Origin of the sequence: Microbacterium sp. GbtcB4, assembly GCF_019091465.1 — a bacterium.
GTDB classification, from domain to species: Bacteria; Actinomycetota; Actinomycetes; order Actinomycetales; family Microbacteriaceae; genus Microbacterium; species Microbacterium paraoxydans.
The window spans coordinates 312,801-332,286 of record NZ_JAGXJJ010000002.1 but is presented as its reverse complement, the minus strand read 5'-3'; the positions used below and the strand labels follow the sequence as shown (position 1 = coordinate 332,286).

Below are 19,486 nucleotides of genomic sequence, written 5' to 3'. Positions count from 1 at the left end.
CCGCGGCTTTGGCCGCTTCGTTGCTTTTGACTCGTTGGAAATCGTCCCAACCGAGATAGGACGCCGCGTACGGGGCGGACACGCCGGAGGTGATGCCGAAGCTGGCGAGAGCAACGGCGCTGAGGGCGCGATGTCCGAGCGCCCCGCGCCGGCTGATGCGCAGCTTCCAGAAGGAGTCGCGTTCAGCGGGGGTGGGCGCGCACCCGCAGTCCTCGGATGATGCAGCTGCTTCGTTCGCGATGTGGGCGTTCACGCTTTCCCTTCTTTCAGTCGCATGGATAACGTGTTCGCGCGTCCATCGTCTCCTGGGGGGCTGCCGCTTCCGTGGCACCTCGCCACATGTGACTGATTCGCGCTGGGTATGGTCGGCGCGTAACTGCGTCGTCGCTGCGACCCGATGGCCGGGGTCCGTACATCAGTCATGGCGCTGATCCTTCTTTCGGCGCAACTGTCGTGCGACGAGAGCTGTGGCGATGACGCCAACTCCGACCACGCCTACGGCGATGATGAGGGGAATCGCGATGGCTGTGGTTTCGTCCTGGGGTGGGGATGTCGGTGCCGACGACGGCTCTGAGTTTTCCGTTTCACCGCTCGTTGTGGGGGTAGGCGACGGAGTCGACTTACCGGGTTGAGCGCGGGACTCTTCATTTCCGCATGCTGGTTTGTCCCACCCGAATTCGGGGTCCACGCCTGTCGGTGCGTAGGTGAACGTGTAGCTCTCGGAGATGGGGTGCCCATCGCTGGAGACCGCGTTCCAGAGGACGGTGTAGACACCAGGTTTTCCGAGTCTCACCGGAGTGGTGAGGACGTTGCGGTCGATAGTCGAGCACGCGCTCTCGTAGTACAGACCATCGGGGCCTTGGACCTGCGCGAAGCTGGCCTGGCTGAAGTCGATGAGCTCTCCGCTGAAGGTGAGGGCGACGGCGTCGAGCTGTGTCACCGTCTCTTCCGGCGCGGGTACCGCGTCGAGGAGGTTATCGTGCGCCATGGCCGCGGGTGCGGGGGCGACGATGATGCTCAAGGCAATCAGGGTCATGATGCTGCCGGCGAGCCAGGTCGGGCGTCGGGTCGAGGTCACCGCGATGCGTCCTTTCGGGAGGTGTGCGTGGGGAGGGTAACTGAGTTTGTGCGCTGGGGGCGCAGCACCGAGGCTGCGATCAGGGCCGCGAGCAAAGCCGCGATTCCGACGATGATGATTCCTCCGACGCGCTGGTCCTGGAGCGGGGTGGATCCCCAGCTCCGTCCCATGGCGCCGAACCACTCGGCGACGATGAGGTCTGTTCGGGTGATGGTGGCGATGCCGATGAACACCGTCGTCAGAGTCAGAGTGATGAGTGCGGTGAAGGTCCACCGCCGAGATCGCCCGGGAGCGGGCACGGCGCCATTGCGCCGGAAGAGCGAACTGACGAAGAGGCACCCGATAACGAGGAGGTGCGTGATCATCCATTCGCTTCCGAGTTGGTCGTAAAGCGACCATCGGAAGAGGTCCGAGTATGTGATCAGCCACATCGTGGCGGTGAACAGTATGGCGGTGATGATGGGGTTGAGCGCCAGCCGAATTGTTCGGCTGGCGGCAACCCACAGAAGCCATTCGAGAGCTCCGCGGCTGTCGTCGTCCCGAGGATGTATGACGGTGAGTGCGAGCACGAGGGGCGCAGCGGAAACGAGAAGTACCGGTATGACGAGGCCGAGAAGTGCGAAAGAGAGGAAACGCATACTGATCAGAGGTTCGTCGTACACAGCGAGCGGGCCACTGGTGGTCCACACGAGCGCGCCCATCCCGATCACCCAGCCGATGGTGCGCCGCATCGGCCAAGGCTGCCCGAGACGTCTCATGCGCTCCACCCCGGCAAGGTAGAAGAACACCGCGAAACCTCCCACAATCACCCACAGCAGATCAATGCTCCACGCCGTGAACCATCGCTCCGTCGTGAATTCTGGCGGGACTGGGGCGTCGGTGAGGATCTCCGCGGCCGTGGTCTGAGGAATCGTGATCGTGTCCGCGGGTGCGGCTGTTCGGGCAAGGGCCGCGGCGGCGCCGCTTGCGATACCCATGAATGCCAGCTCGACGCACACGAACATCCAGAAGGTGTTGCGGCCCTCGCCCGCTTTTGCGATGAGTCGACCGCGGTAGGCGGCTCCGAGGATGCCCATCACCACCAGCGCGAGGATCTTTGCGAGCAGGATCAGCCCATACGGCGTGACGAGGTCGTCCCATCGTCCGAGGGCAGTGAGCGCCCGGGCATACCCCGATACGGCGACGACGACGAAGGCGATGAGTGCCAACGTCGAGTACCGTCGGAGTATGTCCTCGAGGGTGGACGATGGAAGGCCCGGACGGATCACGATGAGCAATGTGAGCCCGCCGAGCCACACCGCCGCCGAAACGATATGCAGGGTGAGAGACATGACTGCCGCGTCGTGGTTGGCCAGTTCCCCGGAGTGCCCCTGAGTGGACATCGGAATCAGGCTGATGATCGCGAGCATCGTTGTGACGAGCACGGCACCGTAGCCGCGCACCGCGAATGCGAGCACGGTCACGACCGACGCGAAGATGGCGGTGATGAGCCAAGATCTTCCAAGCTCGGTGTCGAGGAGGAAACGGCCCAGTTGTGCGCCGAACTCTGCCTCCAGGCTCACCTTCGGGTTGAACGAGGACAGGAAGGTGAGGAAGGTGACCGTCCCGCTCGCGACGGTAAGAATTGCGGCACCCGCCGAGGCAAGATTGAGCGCGGTGAGGAAGGGCTTCGTGCCGGATGCGAGAGCGAACAGAGCGAACACGAGTGGTCCTACCATTGCAGCGCCAGAGAGGTTGACGAGTAGTTTCGCGACCGGGAGGCCCCAGCGAACCACCGCGCCGGGGTCGCTGGTCAGCCTCGGTGCAGCTCCTCCGCCGATCACCAGCCCGATGACGACGGCGACGATTGCAGAGACGACGAAAATCGTCAGCCCGGCGACGCGGAGAATAGGAGGCGTCACGGTGTCGCTCCCTCCGTCGAAGAGGTTTCTTCGTCAGGGTCTTTCGTGATCGGTTCTGTGCACGCATCGTTCTTCGGAAGCTGCTGAATCGCTCCGGCAAGTGCTTGGAGAACGGCGTCGGCCGACAACGTCGTCGTGTCCACATACACTTGCGCTGCGGGCTCCCGCCCGTAGGTCGTCAACCGTAGATTTGGTGTCTCCGCTTCGTCCACGATCCAATCGACGCCCCCCAAACTCACACATTGCAGCGTGGTGGGAGCCGGTGAGTCCAGCCCGCAGGTGAGCAGCACGCTGGTGGGACTTCCCCATGCGCCAGTGGCTTGCGCGTCCGTCCACACCCGCGCCTGATCACCGATAGAGTCGGGTAGCCGGGCCGTGACCTCCGCGCACAACGGATCGTTCGCTTTCGGAGCCGCCTCGAGATGCACGGTGGGAGCGCACCCGCTGAGCAGAAGCAGCGCGCCGAACGCCGCACCAAGCGAGAGCGATTTTGTCTTCACAGCGTGTTCCCTTCGTGAAAACGGAAATCCTCGCCCGCTCGCTGCTGACGAGTAGCGGTGGTGACGAGCAGCATCAATACGGTTCCCATGCTCAACGCCCACCCGATCCACGGCATAAGAACCACCGCTGGCGTGGTCCCGGTATAGAGGGGCACTTCGGTGACGTTTGCGCCTTGCGTGTTCACCGCGAGCTCTGCAAGTGGGGTCCCATCAGGGCGGATGACCTGGCTCGTGCCGGTCGTCGACACGTTCACGATGCTTCTTCCGGTTTCGATGGCGCGCATACGCGCAATAGCGAGCTGCTGGAGGTTCTCATCTGTGCCTCTGAAGTCGGCGTTGTTCGTCTGGAACACGTACAGTTGTGCGCCCTTCGCCGCGCTGTCCTCAATGACGTTGTCGTAGATGACGTCGAAACAGATCGCCAGACCGACGGGAACACCGCCGACGTTCACGAGGGGCGTGTTTGAGCCAGGCGTGTACTCGCGCTGAATGAGTCCGATGAGGTCAGGAGCGATGGCCTCGTAGAACCAACGGTCCGGGACGTATTCGCCGAAAGGCACGGGGTTGGCTTTGTCGTGGATCTGCTGCGGTCCGGCGCTCGTCCACAGGATCGACGTATTGAAAGTATCGTCGCCGCGCACGGTCGCCGCATTCACCAACACCGGAGCGCCGGCGTCTGCTACGAGTCGGTCAAGCCGGTCGGTGACGTCTGCATCCTGGAAAGGATCCGCGTCGACTGCGCCTTCTGGCCAGACGAGAAGATCCATCCCCCGACCGAGGAGAGGAGCTGTCGCCCCTTCCTGAGCCCGCATGATGTCGCCGGGTGCTTTGGTGTCGAAGTAGCCGCTTGGTCCGTTTCCTTGCACCCATCCGACACGTATGGCACCTGCCTGCGTAGTGGGGAACAGGGGGGCGAGCGCGGTGGCAGTGAGAGCGAGAACTGCGACTGCTCCCGGTCGCCGTCGTCGATGAGCGAGTGCGTCCAAGCTGCTCGCGCAGATGAGGACCGTCAGGAAGGAGAGCCCGGTAGTTCCCACCCAGGAGGCGGCTTCCGCGAACGGGCTTTGAGTAAGGGTGAATCCGATCCGCGCCCAGGGGAACCCCGTGTAAGGGAAAGTTCCCATCACGGTTTCGCGCAGCACCCACACGCCTGCGATGAGCGCAGGCGTGATCATGGAATATCCGCACCGCGAGCGGCTGGTCATCACCCTATATGCGAGCGCAATCAGCATCCCACCGGCACCAAAGAGCAGCGATTCCAGTCCGGCCAACGCCACCCAGGGGATGGGGCCGAGAAATCGTGAGACCCAGACGAGGTGGGTGAAATAGAACGCGGCCCCGTAGACGAGGGCAACCAAGAACGCCGCGGGTAGCGAACGCCCGCGCAGTGTCCACAGGCCGATCGTCACACTCGCAAAGGCCACGGGCCACCAGCCGAGCTCCGGGTACGCAAGATCCAGCGCGGCGCCGGCGATAGCGGACGCGACTATCGCAACGGGCAACGGTACTGCCGTCGACATGGTGCGTGGATCGAACCCGATGTGACGACTACACCTCCTGCGGGAGGCGATTGGGCGCCTCACGACTGCATCAACGTTGAGGGTCATCAGAGTTCAGTTTGCTGAGGTAGGAGTTATACGCGTCGAGCTCTGAGTTCCCATGCAGATCGACGTACCGGTCTGCAGCAGCAGCAGCGGCCGTGTCGCTGCGGAACCAGCGGTGCATCACGTACACCAGCATCAGCACCGTGGGCGCTTCGCCATACGACCAAGCCAGCGCGCCGGCAAGCTGTTGATCTTCGAGGGGGTCGACGCCCAGGGCCTCCGTGGGTGCGACGAACGAACCGACCAGGATCGTGCTGGCCATCATGAGAAACACTCCGAAAAACGCGTGGAGTGCGGCTTCGGCGAACACATCGAGTGCCCGCGCTCCGTGACCCAACCTCACCGGGAGTGGATCCGAAGACAGGATCGGAATGGTGAACAGCACGCCGGCGAGGAGGAACGCCAACTCGAGCATGACGTGGCCGGCAGGCAGGGCGAGGATGACGTCCGCCGAGCCCGCGAGGTAGAGGCCGTAGAAGGCGAACAGGTAGAGGGGAACCGTGCACCACGGGCTGAGCAACCACCTGGCGGCGCGACTCCGAAGACCGGTATGCGCTGCCGTGAGGATCATCCGGCCGGCTCCACGGTGCGGTGTCGCTCGGAGGAGAAGAGTGCCCGGCGAGCCCAGAACCAGCAACGGCGGCACCGTCATCATCAGGGTCAGCTGCTGGAACATGAACACAGAGACAAGGACTTCTCCGTACGCCTCTACCCCAAGGCCAGTGACTGCCGCCAGGAGAACACATCCGAGAAGAAAGCTGACGGTCCGCCAGACGGACCAGCGCCGACCATGCATCCATAGGCGGACCGCTCCGACGAGATAGAGGGCCGCAAGGACTCCGGCGATGACGGGCAACACAGGAATGGTCAGATCCGCCGGCGCGAGCAAGGACTGCAGCGTTGGCGGAGTGTCGGGGATCGCGCCGCTCACAAGCATGGTGTTGACGCGAGGTTCCCGCAGATCATTTCCGGATCACCTTGATCGTCGCCCCCGCCGCCAGGAAGACCACAGCGGCGACGGGCTGAGCTATCTCCCACACGACACCGGAGAAGGGGAAGGGCATCACCGGATTCCAGAGCACAGCCACCGCGACGAAGATCGGTACCCACCACCAATGACGGGCCTGCACGGCGAACCATGCGATGATCAGCCCGAAAATCGACGCAACAAACAGGACGAGTGGCGCCCAGCCCGCCTGGACGAGCAAAGGCGCGAGAAACAGGATGGCGGCAGCGACGAGGCTGGGGGCGAGAGCATTGCGCTGATAGGTGGAGGGAACACGTTGTTTGGGGCTCATGGGCGGGCCATCTCTTCGGCTGGTGCGGGATCTGTGGATTCGGGGCGAGAAGGCGAGGAGTGTCGGCGACTGGCGCGCAGACCCGCGATCACAAGGAACACGGCGCCGATACCCAGGGCGACATCGGCCAGATTTCCGATGAAGAGGTTTCCGTAGGCGAGGAAGTCGGTGACGTGTCCGATTCCGAACGACGGGGGAGAGAAGAGGCGATCGATGAGGTTGCCGATCGCGCCTCCCACGATGAAACCGAAGCCGACTGCTGACCATGCGTTTTGGGTTCGCGTAGCGGCTCCCACGAGCAGAGTGGTCGCGATGACGCCGACGACAGTGATGACCCAGGTCGCATCTTCGCCCAACGAGAAGATCGCCCCCGGGTTGAACGCCAATTGAAGACCGAGCCAATCGCCGACCAGGGGTATGCGCTGATCCTGGCTCAATGAGCTCAGAGCGAGGGCCTTGGTTCCCTGATCGACCAAAGTGACGATCGCGGCGATGATCAACACCACGGCGAACCTTCGTGCCCGGTCACGCATCGTGACCCCCCTCCCCAGCCGCCGTATCTCTAGAAGCCTGGGCACGGTCTTGCTGGTGGCGCCGGCGTCCGGCCAGAATCACTCCGACGACGCCGAACCCGAGAATCACTGCCAGGCCGCCGACGAAGAACACGGGCAGCATCTCGGACTCTGCTCCGCCTGATGGTGTGCCACCGTATGTCTGCCTGGCAGGAGCGGGCTCTGGCTCCTCCGTAGTGTTGTCGGATTCTTCCGGGCTGGGACTGGGATTGGGGCTCGGCGTTGCGGGTGGCGCGGTTTTCGTACTCGGTCCGGGCTGTCCGACGGTGTACGAGAACTGCCCGCTGATCGGATGCCCGTCCCCAGAGACTGTCTTCCAGCGCACTGTGAACAGACCATCGGCGGCTTCCGGGGAGAGATGCTGAGTGATCGATTGACCGCTCACCGTCGGCGAATCGACAGCAACGTCTTCTCCGCCTTCATCAAGGACCTCGATGATCGTCGTGCCGGCCTCGTTGTTGAGGGTTCCCGTGAACATCAGTGAGATCTCATCAGGCGAGCCGCTGATGGTCGAGTCGGCAACGGGGTACGACGAGTCGAAGTTGTCGTCAGCGACAGCGACCGTCGGGGTGGCGACGACGACTGCTCCTGACAACAGCACGGCGGATAAGACAATGGCGGTGCGTCTGGGGAGGTTCTTATGCATGGGTGTCGTGCTCTCCGGGATGCGATTCGGGTTCGATCTGGAAAGTGGAGTGCTCGATGCTGACGGCGAAGTGCTCGCTGACGCACTCCTGAAGAGTTGTCAGCAACGCCGCGGAGGTCTCCATGGTGACGGTGTCGTCGACCACGACGTGGGCACTGAGGGTGGGGAGGTCCGTTGAGACCTGAGTCGCGTGCAGATCATGCACCGCGACCACGTGCGGAAGGGCAAGGATGTGGCGGCGGACATCGTCCAGATCGAGACCCGGGGGTGTCGATTCCAACAGCACACGTCCGGATGCTCGCAACAGGATGAGCGTGCGAGGGATGATGAGCAGGGCGATCAAGATACCGGCGACGGCATCGGCCTGATACCAGCCGAAAGCGGCGATGAGGATCGCGCTGGCGATCACGCCTACGGAGCCGAGGGCGTCGTTGACGACCTCGAGGAATGCGGCGCGCATGTTGAGATTGCGTCCGCGGCCGCTGAACAGGACGAGCATGGATGCGATGTTGGCGACCAGGCCGACGATACCGAAGAACAGCAGGCTTCCTGACGCGATCTCTGGGGGTTCGAAGAGCCGCCGTATACCTTCGACGAGCGCGAAGATGCCGACCCCGAGGAGCAGCGCTGCTTGGGCGAGTGCTCCGAGAACCTCGGTCCTTTGCAGGCCAAAGGTGTACTTGGGGGTGGGAGGGCGATTCATGAGATGCGCCGCGGTGACGGCCATAGCCAACCCGGTGACATCGGTGAGCATGTGCGCCGCATCGACGAGTAGTGCGAGGCTGCCGGTGATGATCGCCCCGATCACCTCGATGACGAAGACCGAGGAGGTGATCGCGAAAGCGATGATCAGACGATTGCGGGGAGTGGCGTCACCCACTCCGTGCGAGTGCCCTGCTTCTGTCATGGTGATCCTTTCAGGGGCGGTCGATGATGTTGGGGGCGACGATGGCAGCATCACTCCATGCCCCCGGAATCGTGTCTGCGCCGGTTCGGGAGTACTTCGGGATGCCGACCGTGAACAGTCCGGGAATATGCGTGTTGGCTTGTGTCCGAGCACCGGTGGGTTCCGGGGCGGGTAGCCACTTGTCGCCGGGTTCGTAGCCGGTAGCGAGGATCATGGAGTGCGGCTGCATCGTCGACTCATCGGCAAATGTCACGACGGCTCCGTCGGCCTCCACGACGGGGGGCGCGTGGCTCACGCCGGCCAGAGCGGTGGGCGCGGGGCCGGAACGAATCGAGTGGTTGCGGCGCAGCCTCGGCCAGATGGACCATCGCGCTGACGGCCGCGGTCGTTCTGTTCGGGTGGATAGAGTGACATCTCGCGAGTGAGCGAGTTCTTCGGCGATCTGTACGCCGCTGAACCCTCCGCCGACCACCAACACGGTCCCCGAAGGGATCTGGCCCGGGTGTAGGTACTGACTGGAATGTAGAACCGTTCCGGGTGCCGACAGATTCTGGCGCCAGGTAGGGACTCGGGGCACTGCCGCAGATCCTGTGGCACAGACAACGTTTCGCGTTTGCACGTCCCCGATGGACGTCGAAAGGTGCAACGTGGATCCGTCTCCGCGGCGTTCCACCTCGAGAGCGCGAACGCCCCAGAGAGGTTTCACGCCGAGCGTCTTCTCTACAGAAGCCAGGTAGTCGCTCATCTCGCGACCGCCTGGATGACGGCGATTGTCCCCGGGAAAGGGGAACCCGGGGAGAGTGCTGTTGCGAGCATCGCTGAGAAGCCTCATCGAGTGCCAACGGGTTGCCCAGCTTCGTTGACCGGTCGGCGCGGAATCGATGATGACGAAGTCTTTCTGTGCCTCCAGCCCATAGGACGACAGCGCGGACGCCATCGCCAATCCAGATTGGCCGGCCCCGACGATAATCGCTCGGCGATGCGATAACGAACGCACCATCACTGCGTCCCGTTCACCGCAGCTTCGATGCCGTCCTCGAGGTCCGTCCACTTCTCCAATACGACCTGCTCCCCGTCGATGAAGAACGTCGGAGTGCTGCTGACGCCGAGTCGCTCGCCCTCATCAACGTCGAACTCCACTCGTTGTGCGGTCGCCGGATCCGCGACCGCTTCATCGAAAGCAGCCATATCCAACCCGAGCTCCACAGCGAAACCCCGGAACAGGTTCGCACGCGACTCCTGAGCCTCACCCCACTGGGCCTGTGTTTGGAACAAGCGGTGGTACATGTCTTCCAGCCGTCCCTGCTGGGCCGCCGCTTCTGCCGCGATCGCAGCGTTCTTCGAGTTGAAGTGGCCAGGCAACGGGAAATACCGGATGACGTAGGTGATCTCCCCATCAAACTTCTCACGAAGGTCCTCGACCAGCGGGTAGAAGGCGCCACACGCCTCGCACTCAAAATCGAGGAACTCGACCACGGTGACCGCTGCGTCGCCGCCATCGTCGAGCACATGTGAATTCTCTCGCACCACCTGAGGGCCGTCGTTGCCTTCTGTCTCGGGCGCGGAGGCCCGATTCTCACTGAGAAGGACGTACACCAGCGCGACGACAAGGAGGACAACGACGAGACCCACCGTGACGAGGATCGCCTTTTGAGACGCTTTCATTTCTCTCCAACCACAACACAGCACAACGAACGTGAACCCCACCGAATGTGAAGCGCCATCGTGAGATGGCTGATCGATGTCAGGTGCGCGACAGAGAGAGTTGCGTGAGGGAAAGAGTTCGTGCAAACGGGCGGTCGGGTGCGGCCCTCATCTCGGGCATGCGCGGAAGTCGCTCGCGATTTCCGTTCGGCACGCGATTTACGAAGGCTCGAGCGACGATGAGGATCAGGAAGGAGCAGACGAGGCCAAACACGCACCCTGTAAGGCCGATCAGTGCGTTCGCGGAGGCGCCGTCTATCAGGAGCCGTTCCGATGAGGCGCCACCAGAACCATGCGTCGACGAGCCAACCGCACCATAGCTCGTAAGCTCGGTTTCCATCGATGCAGTCGAGGTAGCAGTGAGATATGGAGAGGCGTCCGCGTCGCGATGACCACCGGACCATGCTCCGACAATCAAGAGCAGGGCCAACCCAAGGCCTGTAATGATCTTCGTTATCAGGAGCTTGTCAACAGACGCCGCCTGGTTACGAGACCGGCCAGACGTGATCATTTCACGAGGATGTTACCAGCCTCGACAATCAAACCGTACGGGTACGCACCCTCGTGGACGAGGCCTCCTGGACTAGTACCTACTAGGGCCCTCCATGACTGACACCACCACCAAGCGCTCCGTCCTCTTCGTCGGTGTCCACAACGCCGGACGCTCGCAGATGGCGGCCGGATGTCTCCGCGACATCGCAGGCGACCGCGTCGAGGTCCGCTCGGCGGGATCCATGCCCGCCGAGCGGTCCAACCCGACTGCTGACGAGGCGATGGGCGTGCTCGGAATCGACAGCACAGCCGAGCAGCCCAAAAGTGCTGACAACCGAAGCCGTGCAGGCGTCTGACGTCGTCATCAGTATGGGATGCGGCGAGGCCTGTCCGTTCTTTCTTGGCAAGCGCTACGAGGACTGGAAGCTGGACGACCCAGCGCGCCAGGGTATCGACGCCGTCCGTTCGAACTGCGACGACATCCGCGCACGCATCGAACAACTCGAGAGTGAACTCACCTGATCTCGTGGGCGGGATGGCAATCCGGTGGTGCATCGTCAGGAATGTGTCACCGCAAAGCGCGTAGAGAATCCGACGCCGTCCCCGTCCGAGTGACATCTAGCGTCATCTCACCGCGCTTCCGACATTATCGCGGCCGATGCACTCGTTCTCAGTGGGGTGTCCGACTGAACGGACATCCGGACGGGTGCAGCGGGGGGCTCCAGCGCACAAGACGCAGAACCTCTGATGTTTATCTGATGTACTCTGGTCTCATGAGCACCGCGACTTTCACCGATCTCCTCCGTAAGCCGAAGGATGTCCTTGCCCACATCGACGAGGGCCAGGTGCGTATCACTCGTCGGGATGGCGATGACCTGGTGATCCTTCGTGGCCACGACCTCGACACGCTCGAGCTTGGCGTGAAGCTCTCCAGTGAACTGCTCCGCGCTATCGGGCGGAACAGGGGCGATGTCGGCGCTGCGCTGCGGGAGCTCTTCGCGTGGACGAGTGAGTTCGATGAGGGCGAGCTGGCCACTTACGCGAGCGAAATTGAGCGGCTGGTTTACTCCGCCAGCGAGTTGGGCACGTTTGAACGCCTGCTGCGTGCTCAGCACGAGTGGCGGGAGACTGCTGCGGCTTACGCCATGGGTGCGCGGCCGGCTAAGCCGATCGATCTGACGGAGACGTCTGCGCGGGTCGAGCGCCCGTAATGGCGGGAAGGCGGGGATCGTCGGTTCCGCGACCGACAAGGGTCAGCGAGTACGAGATCGTCTTCGGCGACGTCGCGGCGGAGCGCGGGTGGCGCGACCTTCGCGCGACCGCGAAGAACGCCCTCGCGGATGCCTGGGACTACCTGACCGCTCACCCGACGCGGTTCGACAGCTCGCGCTGCTACCAGCTGAAGGGCAACCTATCTACAGCGGTGGTGGGCGGGAGGACCCTGCCCGTCTGGCAGTACAAGGTCACGGACGGCGCGAGGCTTCGCTACGCGGTCGACGCTCCCCAGCCGAAGGGCAAGAAGCCGGGACGGGTGATACTCATCGAGGCATCCCCGTCGCATCCGAACGACACGGACTCGTCGAAGAACTTCCGGTAGGCGCGATCCTGAGTGAAGCTCGGCACGTTCCAGGAGGTGGTGGACAAGGCGCCACGCCTCGATGCAGTGTCCAGTGGAGTCGCCATCGCTATAGTTCAGTGTCCCGTGTATAGTCATCGTGTGCTGACTATTGCTTCTCGTCTTGATGTGATGAACCGGCTGGGTCGGGCGATGGCCGACCCGACGCGTTCGAGGATCCTGCTGTCGCTGCTGGATGCCCCGGGTTATCCGGCCGAGCTCGCCCGTGATCTTGAACTGAGCCGCACGAACGTGTCGAACCATCTCACCTGTCTTCGGGGCTGTGGACTGGTGATCGCGACGCCGGAGGGTCGTCGCACGCGGTACGAGATCGCAGATCCGCACCTGACGGTGGGCCTGCGGCATCTTCTCGACGCGGTTGTGGCGGTCGATGAAGGCGTGCCGTGCGTTGACGAGAAGTGCGAGTGCTGCGCATGAGCGCGGAGTGCTGCGGCGACGACGAGCCGCGGAAGACAGGCACCATCCACCGCGTCGAGTTGTCGCTACCGCAGGGGGGAGACGGCTGCTGCGGCCCAGAGGTCGTGCAGGCGGCGGCGGGCGTATCTGCTCATGATGACGGCGATGCGTGCTGCGGCCCCGCCCTGCCACCAGCCGCCGGCGCCGATCACGAGTTCGAGGTGCGTCCACCGTGGTGGCGGGACATCGCTCTACTGCCGTCGGCGCTGTCCGGTGTGTTCCTACTCGCCGGGTACGCGTTCGAGTGGACGGGCCTGGAGATTGCCGCACTGGTGCTGCAGTGGGCAGCTCTGCTCGCTGGCGCGTACACGTTCGTTCCCGGTGCGATCCGGCGCGTGATCCGTGGCCGGCTCGGTGTCGGTCTGCTGATGACGATCGCTGCTGTCGGCGCCGTCCTGCTCGGGCACGTCGGTGAAGCAGCGACCCTGGCGTTCCTGTTCTCCCTCGCTGAGGCGCTGGAGGACCGAGCGATGGACCGCGCTAAGGAGGGCCTGCGCGCACTGCTGTCACTGATCCCGGAGACGGTGCGCGTCTCACGGCTCAGTGGCGACATCACGGTCCCTGCTGCCGATGTGCGCGAGCTCGACATCCTCGTCGTCGGAGCGGGCGAGCGTGTGGCGACCGACGGTGTCGTCGTCGAGGGACGCTCCAGCCTGGACACATCGGCGATCACCGGGGAGTCCATCCCGGTCGAGGTCGGGCCCGGCGACGTGGTCGCGGCAGGTTCGGTGAACGGGTCGGCGACGTTGCGGATCGAGGCGACCGCGGATGGCCGCGACAACTCCCTCACGCAGATCGTCTCGCTGGTGGAGCAGGCCCACGCCCGCAAGGGCGATCGGGCACGACTAGCGGATCGGATCGCGCGCCCGCTGGTTCCCGTCGTCCTGATCGCCGCGGCGCTCGTCGCGCTGTTCGGCTTCGTCGTCGGTGACCCCTGGACCTGGATCGAGCGGGCACTGGTGGTCCTGGTCGCGGCGTCCCCGTGCGCGCTGGCGATCGCGGTGCCGGTCACCGTGATCAGCGCCATCGGCTCCGCGTCGAAGTTCGGCGTGGTGATCAAGTCCGGGGAGGCGTTCGAGCAGCTCGGCACGATCCGCGCCGTCGCGCTGGACAAGACCGGGACGCTCACCCGCAACGAACCCGCGGTGGTCGACGTCCGACCCGCCGACGGGACCAATCGCGACGACCTGCTCGCCTGGGCTGCCGCCATCGAGGCGACCAGCACGCACCCCTTGGCCGCCGCGATCACCGCGGCATCCCCGAAGGCGCTGTCCGCCATCGATGTCGTGGAAGAAGCCGGCCACGGCATCGCCGGCCGCGTCGACGGCACACTCATCCGCGTCGGGAACGCGCGCTGGCTTGACCCGGCCGTGCTCAGCACCGCCGCCGAAGGGATGGCTGCGGAGGGCATGACCGTGGTCGTCGTCGAAGCCGACGGCGCTGTCGCCGGGCTCATCGGCATCCGTGACGAACTGCGCCCGGAGTCGGCCGAGACCGTGCGGATGCTCCACAGTCAGGGCATCGAGACCGTCATGCTCACCGGCGACAACGAACGCACCGCCCGCGCCATCGCCGCCCAGGCAGGCATCGACGATGTGCGGGCCGAGCAGCTGCCCGCCGACAAGGCCCACGCGATCGAATCCCTGACCACCGTCCGCCCGACGGCCATGGTCGGGGACGGCATCAACGACGCCCCAGCACTAGCGACCGCCACGGTCGGCATCGCCATGGGACTGAAAGGTTCGGCGGCCGCCATTGAGTCCGCCGATGTCGCGTTCACCGGCCACGACCTCCGCCTCATCCCCGGCGCGCTCGCGCACGCGCGCCGCGGGCGACGCATCATGACCGCGAACATCGCCCTGGCCCTCGCCATCATCATCGTGCTCTTCCCGCTGGCGCTGTTCGGCGTTCTCGGTCTGGCCGGTGTCGTCCTGGTACACGAGATCGCCGAGGTCGTCGTCATCCTCAACGGCGTCCGTGCAGCCCGACGCCCCGCTGCTCTCCGAGAGCTAGCGCCGGCACCCGAGCCCGCACGCGCCTGACCAACCCTGCGGTGATATCGCCGTCCGAGCTGGAGCCATCCTTCGTGAAGACCCCCGTCAAAGTCAGCCTCATCACCGGTGCCGTCGTTATCGTCCTCGTGATCGCAGCTCTGGTCGTGGTCATGCTGACCCGGCCCGCTGCTCCCGACCCTTCCGGCTCGGCGGGCGCACTGCCCGGCGCCCGGACTGACTCGCACGTCCTGGACGACGCCGGCCCGGATGCGCCGACGCTGGTGGAGTTTCTCGACTTCGAGTGCGAAGCCTGCGGAGCGTTCTACCCGGTGGTCGAACAGATCCGCGCCGACTATGAGGGCGAGATCAACTACGTCGTGCGGTACTTCCCATTGCCCGGACACTTCAACTCCATGAACGCCGCCCTCGCCGCCGAAGCGGCAGCTCAACAGGGCAAGTTCGAGGAGATGTACGCTCGCCTGTTCGAGACCCAGGCTCAGAGGGGCGAGCAGCAGACCTCTCACACCCAGTTGTTCCGGACGTTCGCCGAAGACCTAGGCCTCGACATGGACTCGTACGACGAAGCAATCGCCGACCCCGCCACCAAGGAAAGAGTCGAAGCAGACCGCAACGACGGCCAGTATCTCAACGTCAGTGGCACGCCGACCTTCTTCCTCGACGGCGAGAAGCTCGAGCTCACCCAGCTCAGGGACCTCACGGATGCCCTCGACGAGGCCGTCGCTCGCTGACACTATCGAGCGTGCGCGAGGCCCGCCTCAGCGGACAGACTTTGAATCAGAGGATTTCGTCGACCAACCTCTCGATGCGTGCCCGGATCTCGTCTCGGATCGGGCGAACAGCCTCGATGCCCTGACCGGCAGGATCGTCGAGCTTCCAATCCTCGTAGCGCTTGCCAGGGAAGAACGGGCAGGCGTCGCCGCATCCCATGGTGATCACGACGTCGGAGGCCTGCACGGCTTCGGTGGTGAGGATCTTGGGCTGCTCGGCGGTGATGTCGATGCCCAGTTCCTTCATCGCTTCCACGGCGATGGGGTTGATCTGGTCGGCCGGCATGGAGCCGGCGGAGCGGACCTCGATGCGGTCGCCGGCGATGTCGCGGAGGAACCCGGCAGCCATCTGGGAGCGGCCGGCGTTGTGCACGCAGACGAAGAGGACGGAGGGCTTGGTGGTGTCGGTCATGAGGGCTCCTGTGGGTGGTGGTCAGTGCGTGAGCTCATCGACGAGGGCGCGGACGCGGTCCTCGATGTCGTCGCGGATGGCTTCGACGCCCTCGCGGGATGCGAGGGCAGGGTCGCCGACGGCCCAGTCGTCGTAGCGGACGCCGGGGATGATCGGGCAGACGTCGCCGCAGCCCATCGTGATCACCACGTCGGCGGCACGGACGGCATCGTCGGTGAGGGGCTTGGGGAAGCGTTCGGCGGCCAGGTCGCCTTCGATCTCGGCGAGGATCGAGCGGACGTGCGGATGGATGACGTCCGCGGGAGCAGATCCTGCCGAGCGGGCGACAACCCTGCCGGCGGCGAGCTTGTTGACAAGCGCGGCAGCGAGCTGCGAACGCCCCGCATTGGCCACGCAGACGAACAACACCTGGGGTACAGCGGAGTCGCGGTCGCGCGTGAGGTCGGCGAGTCGCTGACGTGCGAAGCGTTCGGTGAGCGGGACAAGCGCTCCCGTGACTATTGCCGTGCGGGCGAGTGACGTGTACGACTCACGAACGATGCCCAGCACGGTCTCCGGGGCGAGCTCGGGGACCTCGGCGGCGAGCTCATCGGCGAGGTGGGTGATCCGCGCATCGAACTCGGGGTGGCCGGCGCGGCCTTCGGCGTCGCCGTCTTCGCCGGGCGCCGTCATGGTCGCAGGCGCGAAGGAGTCCAGCAGAGCGGTGACGGCGCCCCGGCGGCTGGGGTTGATGCGGTACCAGACCCAGGTGCCGCGCCGTTCGGAGGTGAGCACGTCGACGCCCTTGAGGACCTTCAGATGGTGCGACACGGTGGGCTGTGAGACGTGTGCGAGCTCGGCGAGATCGCACACGCAGGACTCGCCTCGCGGATCGGAAGCGATCGCGGAGAGCATGCGCAGGCGCAGCGGATCCGACAGAGCCTTTAAGGTCGCGGCGACGGTGGACGCCGCCTCGTGGCCGATGGCGTGGGTAGCGACCGGGCTGCAGCTGTCGACGGCGTCGGTGAGCGTGACGTTCATGAGGTGATCCTTTCGCCGGTGTAGGGATCGGTGTGGAACCAAGCGCGCGCCGCCCAGAGGGAGACGTAGACGAGTCCAACGAGGACGGGCACCTCGATGAGAGGGCCGACGACGCCCGCCAGAGCCTGCCCGGAGGCGGCGCCGAAGGTGCCGATGGCGACGGCGATGGCGAGTTCGAAGTTGTTCCCGGCCGCGGTGAAGGCCAGCGTGGTGGAGCGGGCGTAGTTCAGGCCCAGGCTCTTGCCGAGCAGGAGCCCTGCGAACCACATCAGCCCGAAGTAGACCAGCAGTGGCAGCGCGATCCGCGCGACGTCCAGCGGGTTGGCCAGGACCGCATCGCCCTGCAGCGCGAACAGCAGCACGATGGTGAACAGCAGCCCGTACAGCGCCCAGGGGCCGATCACGGGGAGGAACTTCTCCTCGTACCAGGCGCGGCCGCGACGCTTCTCGCCGATCCAGCGGGAAGCGAAGCCGGCGACGAGTGGCACGCCGAGGAAGACCAGCACGTTCAGGGCGATCTGCCAGACCGAGATCTCCAACCCCTGAGTGTCCAGACCCAGCCAGCCGGGCAGGACGGTGAGGTAGAACCAGCCCAGCAGTGAGAAGGCGACCACCTGGAAGACAGAGTTGATCGCGACGAGTACGGCGGTCGCTTCCCGATCGCCGCAGGCGAGGTCGTTCCAGATGACGACCATCGCGATGCAGCGGGCGAGACCGACGATGATCAGCCCCGTGCGGTACTCGGGCAGATCTGGCAGGAAGATCCAGGCGAGGGCGAACATGACCGCAGGGCCGACGAGCCAGTTCAGCACCAGCGAAGACACGAGGAGCTTCTTGTCGCCGGTGACGGCCGCGATCTTGTCGTAGCGGACCTTCGCGAGCACCGGGTACATCATCACCAGCAGCCCGAGCCCGATGGGCACCGAGATGCCGCCGACCTCGAGGTGGCCGAGCAGGTCCGACAGAGCGGGGACGAATCGGCCGAGGAGAAGTCCTGCGACCATGGCGAGCCCGATCCACAGTGGCAGCCACTTGTCGAGGGTGGACAGACGCCGGACGGCGGCGGGAGCGGAAGCTGCGGTTGCGGTGGTCATGCGAGCAGCGCCTCGATCTTCTCGGCGATGACGGGCTTCGGGTGCGCGCCGATGAGGATGTCCGTGCCGGTGCCGTCGCGGAAGAAGCCGAGGGTGGGGATCGACGTGACGCCAGCGGCGGTCACGGTCTCGGGATTCCGATCCGCATCGACCTTGACGATCTTCACTCGTCCGTCGTACTCGGCGGCGAGCTGCTCAAGAAGCGGAGCGACCTGGCGGCACGGACCGCACCAGGTGGCCCAGATGTCGACGACGACAGGGATGTCGGAGTCGAGAACTTCGTCCTCGAACGTGGCGTCGGTGACGGCGGTGAGCGTGCTCATGCGAAGACCTCCTCGGCCTCGATCGGAGCGGCCGGGTCGTTCTCGAGGTTCGAGAGGTAGTGCTGGGCGTCCTGAGCGGCGGCGCAGCCGGTGCCGGCGGCGGTGATCGCCTGCCGGTAGGTGTGATCGACCAGATCGCCGGCCGCGAACACCCCGGGGATGTTCGTGCGGGTGGAAGGATGATCCACTCGGACGAACCCGCCTGCGTCGGTGACGACCTGTCCTGTGACCAACTCCGAGCGGGGGTCGTGGCCGATCGCGACGAAGACACCGGTCGCCGCCAGCTCGCGCTCGGTGCCGGTGACGGTGTCACGGAGGGTGACGGATTCGAGCTTCTCGTCGCCGTTCAGCCGGGCGATCTCGCTGTTCCATGCCACCTCGATCTTCGGGTGGTCAAGCACGCGCTGCGCCATGATCTTCGAAGCGCGGACCTCGCCGCGACGGTGCACGACGGTCACCTTGCATGCGAAACGGGTGAGAAACAGGGCCTCCTCCATCGCGGAGTCCCCGCCGCCGACGACGACGATCTCCTGCTCGCGGAAGAAGAACCCATCGCAGGTGGCGCACCAGGACACGCCTCGGCCGGTGAGTCGCTCCTCATCCGGCAACCCGAGCTTGCGATAGGCGGAGCCCATGGTGAGGATCACCGCACGCGCACGGAACGTCTCACCCGCGCCAGTCACGATGGCCTTGATCGGTCCGTCGAGGTCGACGCTGACTGCGTCGTCGAGGAGGATGCGGGCGCCGAACCGCTCGGCCTGCTGACGCATCGACTCCATCAACTCCGGTCCGTTGACGGCGTCGACGAACCCAGGGAAGTTCTCCACCTCGGTCGTCGTCATCAGCGCACCACCGGTGGTCACCGAACCGGCGATAACGACCGGGGCGAGGTTTGCCCGGGCCGCGTAGATCGCGGCGGTGAAGCCTGCGGGGCCCGATCCGATGATGACCAGCTCAATCTGTTGATTCGACATGAATCTATATTGACATTCTTCAAAGTAAGGCGCAATCGGCGGCGAGACAGTTCACGGACACTGCACCTGGATGCCAAGAAGCGACCT

At 64.8% G+C, this 19,486-nt stretch carries 22 protein-coding genes and 1 pseudogene; 6 read left to right on the top strand and 17 right to left on the bottom strand.

All coding sequences use genetic code 11. From position 1 onward, the window contains the following. Positions 1-415 precede the first annotated feature (415 nt). The 12 genes from KVS71_RS05530 to KVS71_RS05475 all read right to left on the bottom strand — a co-directional run bounded on the left by KVS71_RS05530 (position 416) and on the right by KVS71_RS05475 (position 10,721). Positions 416-1,078 (bottom strand): copper resistance CopC family protein, encoded by a 663-nt coding sequence (locus tag KVS71_RS05530; RefSeq protein WP_051667920.1) that lies wholly within the window; start codon positions 1,076-1,078, stop codon positions 416-418. Next, a complete protein-coding gene (locus KVS71_RS05525; protein WP_062635481.1) occupies positions 1,075-2,979 on the bottom strand; it encodes a cytochrome c oxidase assembly protein in 1,905 nt (634 codons plus the stop codon). Before KVS71_RS05525 ends, KVS71_RS05530 begins: the two co-directional genes overlap by 4 nt. Then, entirely contained in the window at positions 2,976-3,479 is a 504-nt protein-coding gene (locus tag KVS71_RS05520) for a DUF3515 family protein (RefSeq protein ID WP_036331304.1), read from the bottom strand. The genes KVS71_RS05525 and KVS71_RS05520 overlap by 4 nt, the downstream gene beginning before the upstream one ends. Next, on the bottom strand, positions 3,476-4,999 hold the full coding sequence (lnt, locus tag KVS71_RS05515; protein ID WP_051667918.1) for an apolipoprotein N-acyltransferase: 1,524 nt from the start codon (positions 4,997-4,999) through the stop codon (positions 3,476-3,478). The genes KVS71_RS05520 and lnt overlap by 4 nt, the downstream gene beginning before the upstream one ends. 70 nt (positions 5,000-5,069) lie before the next feature. Further along, positions 5,070-6,020 (bottom strand): cytochrome c oxidase assembly protein, encoded by a 951-nt coding sequence (locus KVS71_RS05510; RefSeq protein WP_029266234.1) that lies wholly within the window; start codon positions 6,018-6,020, stop codon positions 5,070-5,072. A 25-nt stretch (positions 6,021-6,045) separates the two neighbouring features. After that, on the bottom strand, positions 6,046-6,381 hold the full coding sequence (locus KVS71_RS05505; protein WP_029266233.1) for a DUF6804 family protein: 336 nt from the start codon (positions 6,379-6,381) through the stop codon (positions 6,046-6,048). Further along, complete coding sequence (locus KVS71_RS05500) at positions 6,378-6,887, bottom strand: signal peptidase II (protein ID WP_231868231.1); 510 nt, start codon at positions 6,885-6,887, stop codon at positions 6,378-6,380. The genes KVS71_RS05505 and KVS71_RS05500 overlap by 4 nt, the downstream gene beginning before the upstream one ends. A 19-nt stretch (positions 6,888-6,906) precedes the next feature. Next, complete coding sequence (locus tag KVS71_RS05495; RefSeq protein ID WP_029266231.1) at positions 6,907-7,599, bottom strand: copper resistance CopC family protein; 693 nt, start codon at positions 7,597-7,599, stop codon at positions 6,907-6,909. After that, entirely contained in the window at positions 7,592-8,506 is a 915-nt protein-coding gene (locus tag KVS71_RS05490; RefSeq protein WP_029266230.1) for a cation diffusion facilitator family transporter, read from the bottom strand. The genes KVS71_RS05495 and KVS71_RS05490 overlap by 8 nt, the downstream gene beginning before the upstream one ends. A 10-nt stretch (positions 8,507-8,516) precedes the next feature. After that, complete coding sequence (locus tag KVS71_RS05485) at positions 8,517-9,506, bottom strand: NAD(P)/FAD-dependent oxidoreductase (protein WP_029266228.1); 990 nt, start codon at positions 9,504-9,506, stop codon at positions 8,517-8,519. Beyond that, entirely contained in the window at positions 9,506-10,171 is a 666-nt protein-coding gene (locus KVS71_RS05480) for a thioredoxin domain-containing protein (RefSeq protein WP_029266226.1), read from the bottom strand. The genes KVS71_RS05485 and KVS71_RS05480 overlap by 1 nt, the downstream gene beginning before the upstream one ends. Positions 10,172-10,250: 79 nt before the next feature. Then, positions 10,251-10,721, bottom strand: a complete 471-nt coding sequence (locus tag KVS71_RS05475) for a hypothetical protein (RefSeq protein ID WP_136025418.1) — start codon at positions 10,719-10,721, stop codon at positions 10,251-10,253. A 94-nt stretch (positions 10,722-10,815) separates the two neighbouring features. Between KVS71_RS05475 and KVS71_RS05470 the strand changes: the two are divergent. The 6 genes and pseudogenes from KVS71_RS05470 (at position 10,816) to KVS71_RS05445 (ending at position 15,537) form a co-directional block, all read left to right on the top strand. Further along, positions 10,816-11,224: pseudogene (locus KVS71_RS05470) on the top strand (heat-shock protein HtpX). Between the two features lie 251 nt (positions 11,225-11,475). Continuing rightward, on the top strand, positions 11,476-11,913 hold the full coding sequence (locus KVS71_RS05465; protein WP_136025417.1) for a hypothetical protein: 438 nt from the start codon (positions 11,476-11,478) through the stop codon (positions 11,911-11,913). Next, on the top strand, positions 11,913-12,299 hold the full coding sequence (locus tag KVS71_RS05460) for a hypothetical protein (protein WP_029266222.1): 387 nt from the start codon (positions 11,913-11,915) through the stop codon (positions 12,297-12,299). The genes KVS71_RS05465 and KVS71_RS05460 overlap by 1 nt, the downstream gene beginning before the upstream one ends. Positions 12,300-12,419: 120 nt before the next feature. After that, complete coding sequence (locus KVS71_RS05455) at positions 12,420-12,755, top strand: helix-turn-helix transcriptional regulator (RefSeq protein WP_029266220.1); 336 nt, start codon at positions 12,420-12,422, stop codon at positions 12,753-12,755. After that, a complete protein-coding gene (locus KVS71_RS05450; protein WP_231479865.1) occupies positions 12,752-14,836 on the top strand; it encodes a cation-translocating P-type ATPase in 2,085 nt (694 codons plus the stop codon). The genes KVS71_RS05455 and KVS71_RS05450 overlap by 4 nt, the downstream gene beginning before the upstream one ends. 44 nt (positions 14,837-14,880) lie before the next feature. Continuing rightward, positions 14,881-15,537 (top strand): thioredoxin domain-containing protein, encoded by a 657-nt coding sequence (locus tag KVS71_RS05445; RefSeq protein WP_029266216.1) that lies wholly within the window; start codon positions 14,881-14,883, stop codon positions 15,535-15,537. A 46-nt stretch (positions 15,538-15,583) separates the two neighbouring features. Here the strand turns inward: KVS71_RS05445 and KVS71_RS05440 are convergent, their stop codons facing one another. Genes KVS71_RS05440 through trxB form a run of 5 tightly spaced genes read right to left on the bottom strand, consistent with a single transcriptional unit; the run spans position 15,584 to position 19,399 of the window. Beyond that, positions 15,584-15,988 carry an arsenate reductase ArsC gene (locus tag KVS71_RS05440; RefSeq protein WP_029266214.1) on the bottom strand — a complete coding sequence of 135 codons (405 nt, stop codon included), beginning with the start codon at positions 15,986-15,988 and terminating at the stop codon, positions 15,584-15,586. Positions 15,989-16,009: 21 nt separating this feature from the next. Continuing rightward, positions 16,010-17,008, bottom strand: a complete 999-nt coding sequence (locus tag KVS71_RS05435) for a metalloregulator ArsR/SmtB family transcription factor (protein WP_029266212.1) — start codon at positions 17,006-17,008, stop codon at positions 16,010-16,012. Then, on the bottom strand, positions 17,005-18,102 hold the full coding sequence (gene arsB, locus KVS71_RS05430; protein WP_029266210.1) for an ACR3 family arsenite efflux transporter: 1,098 nt from the start codon (positions 18,100-18,102) through the stop codon (positions 17,005-17,007). Before arsB ends, KVS71_RS05435 begins: the two co-directional genes overlap by 4 nt. After that, positions 18,099-18,425, bottom strand: a complete 327-nt coding sequence (trxA, locus tag KVS71_RS05425; protein ID WP_029266209.1) for a thioredoxin — start codon at positions 18,423-18,425, stop codon at positions 18,099-18,101. Before trxA ends, arsB begins: the two co-directional genes overlap by 4 nt. Beyond that, entirely contained in the window at positions 18,422-19,399 is a 978-nt protein-coding gene (gene trxB, locus KVS71_RS05420; RefSeq protein WP_029266208.1) for a thioredoxin-disulfide reductase, read from the bottom strand. The genes trxA and trxB overlap by 4 nt, the downstream gene beginning before the upstream one ends. Positions 19,400-19,486: the final 87 nt, after the last annotated feature.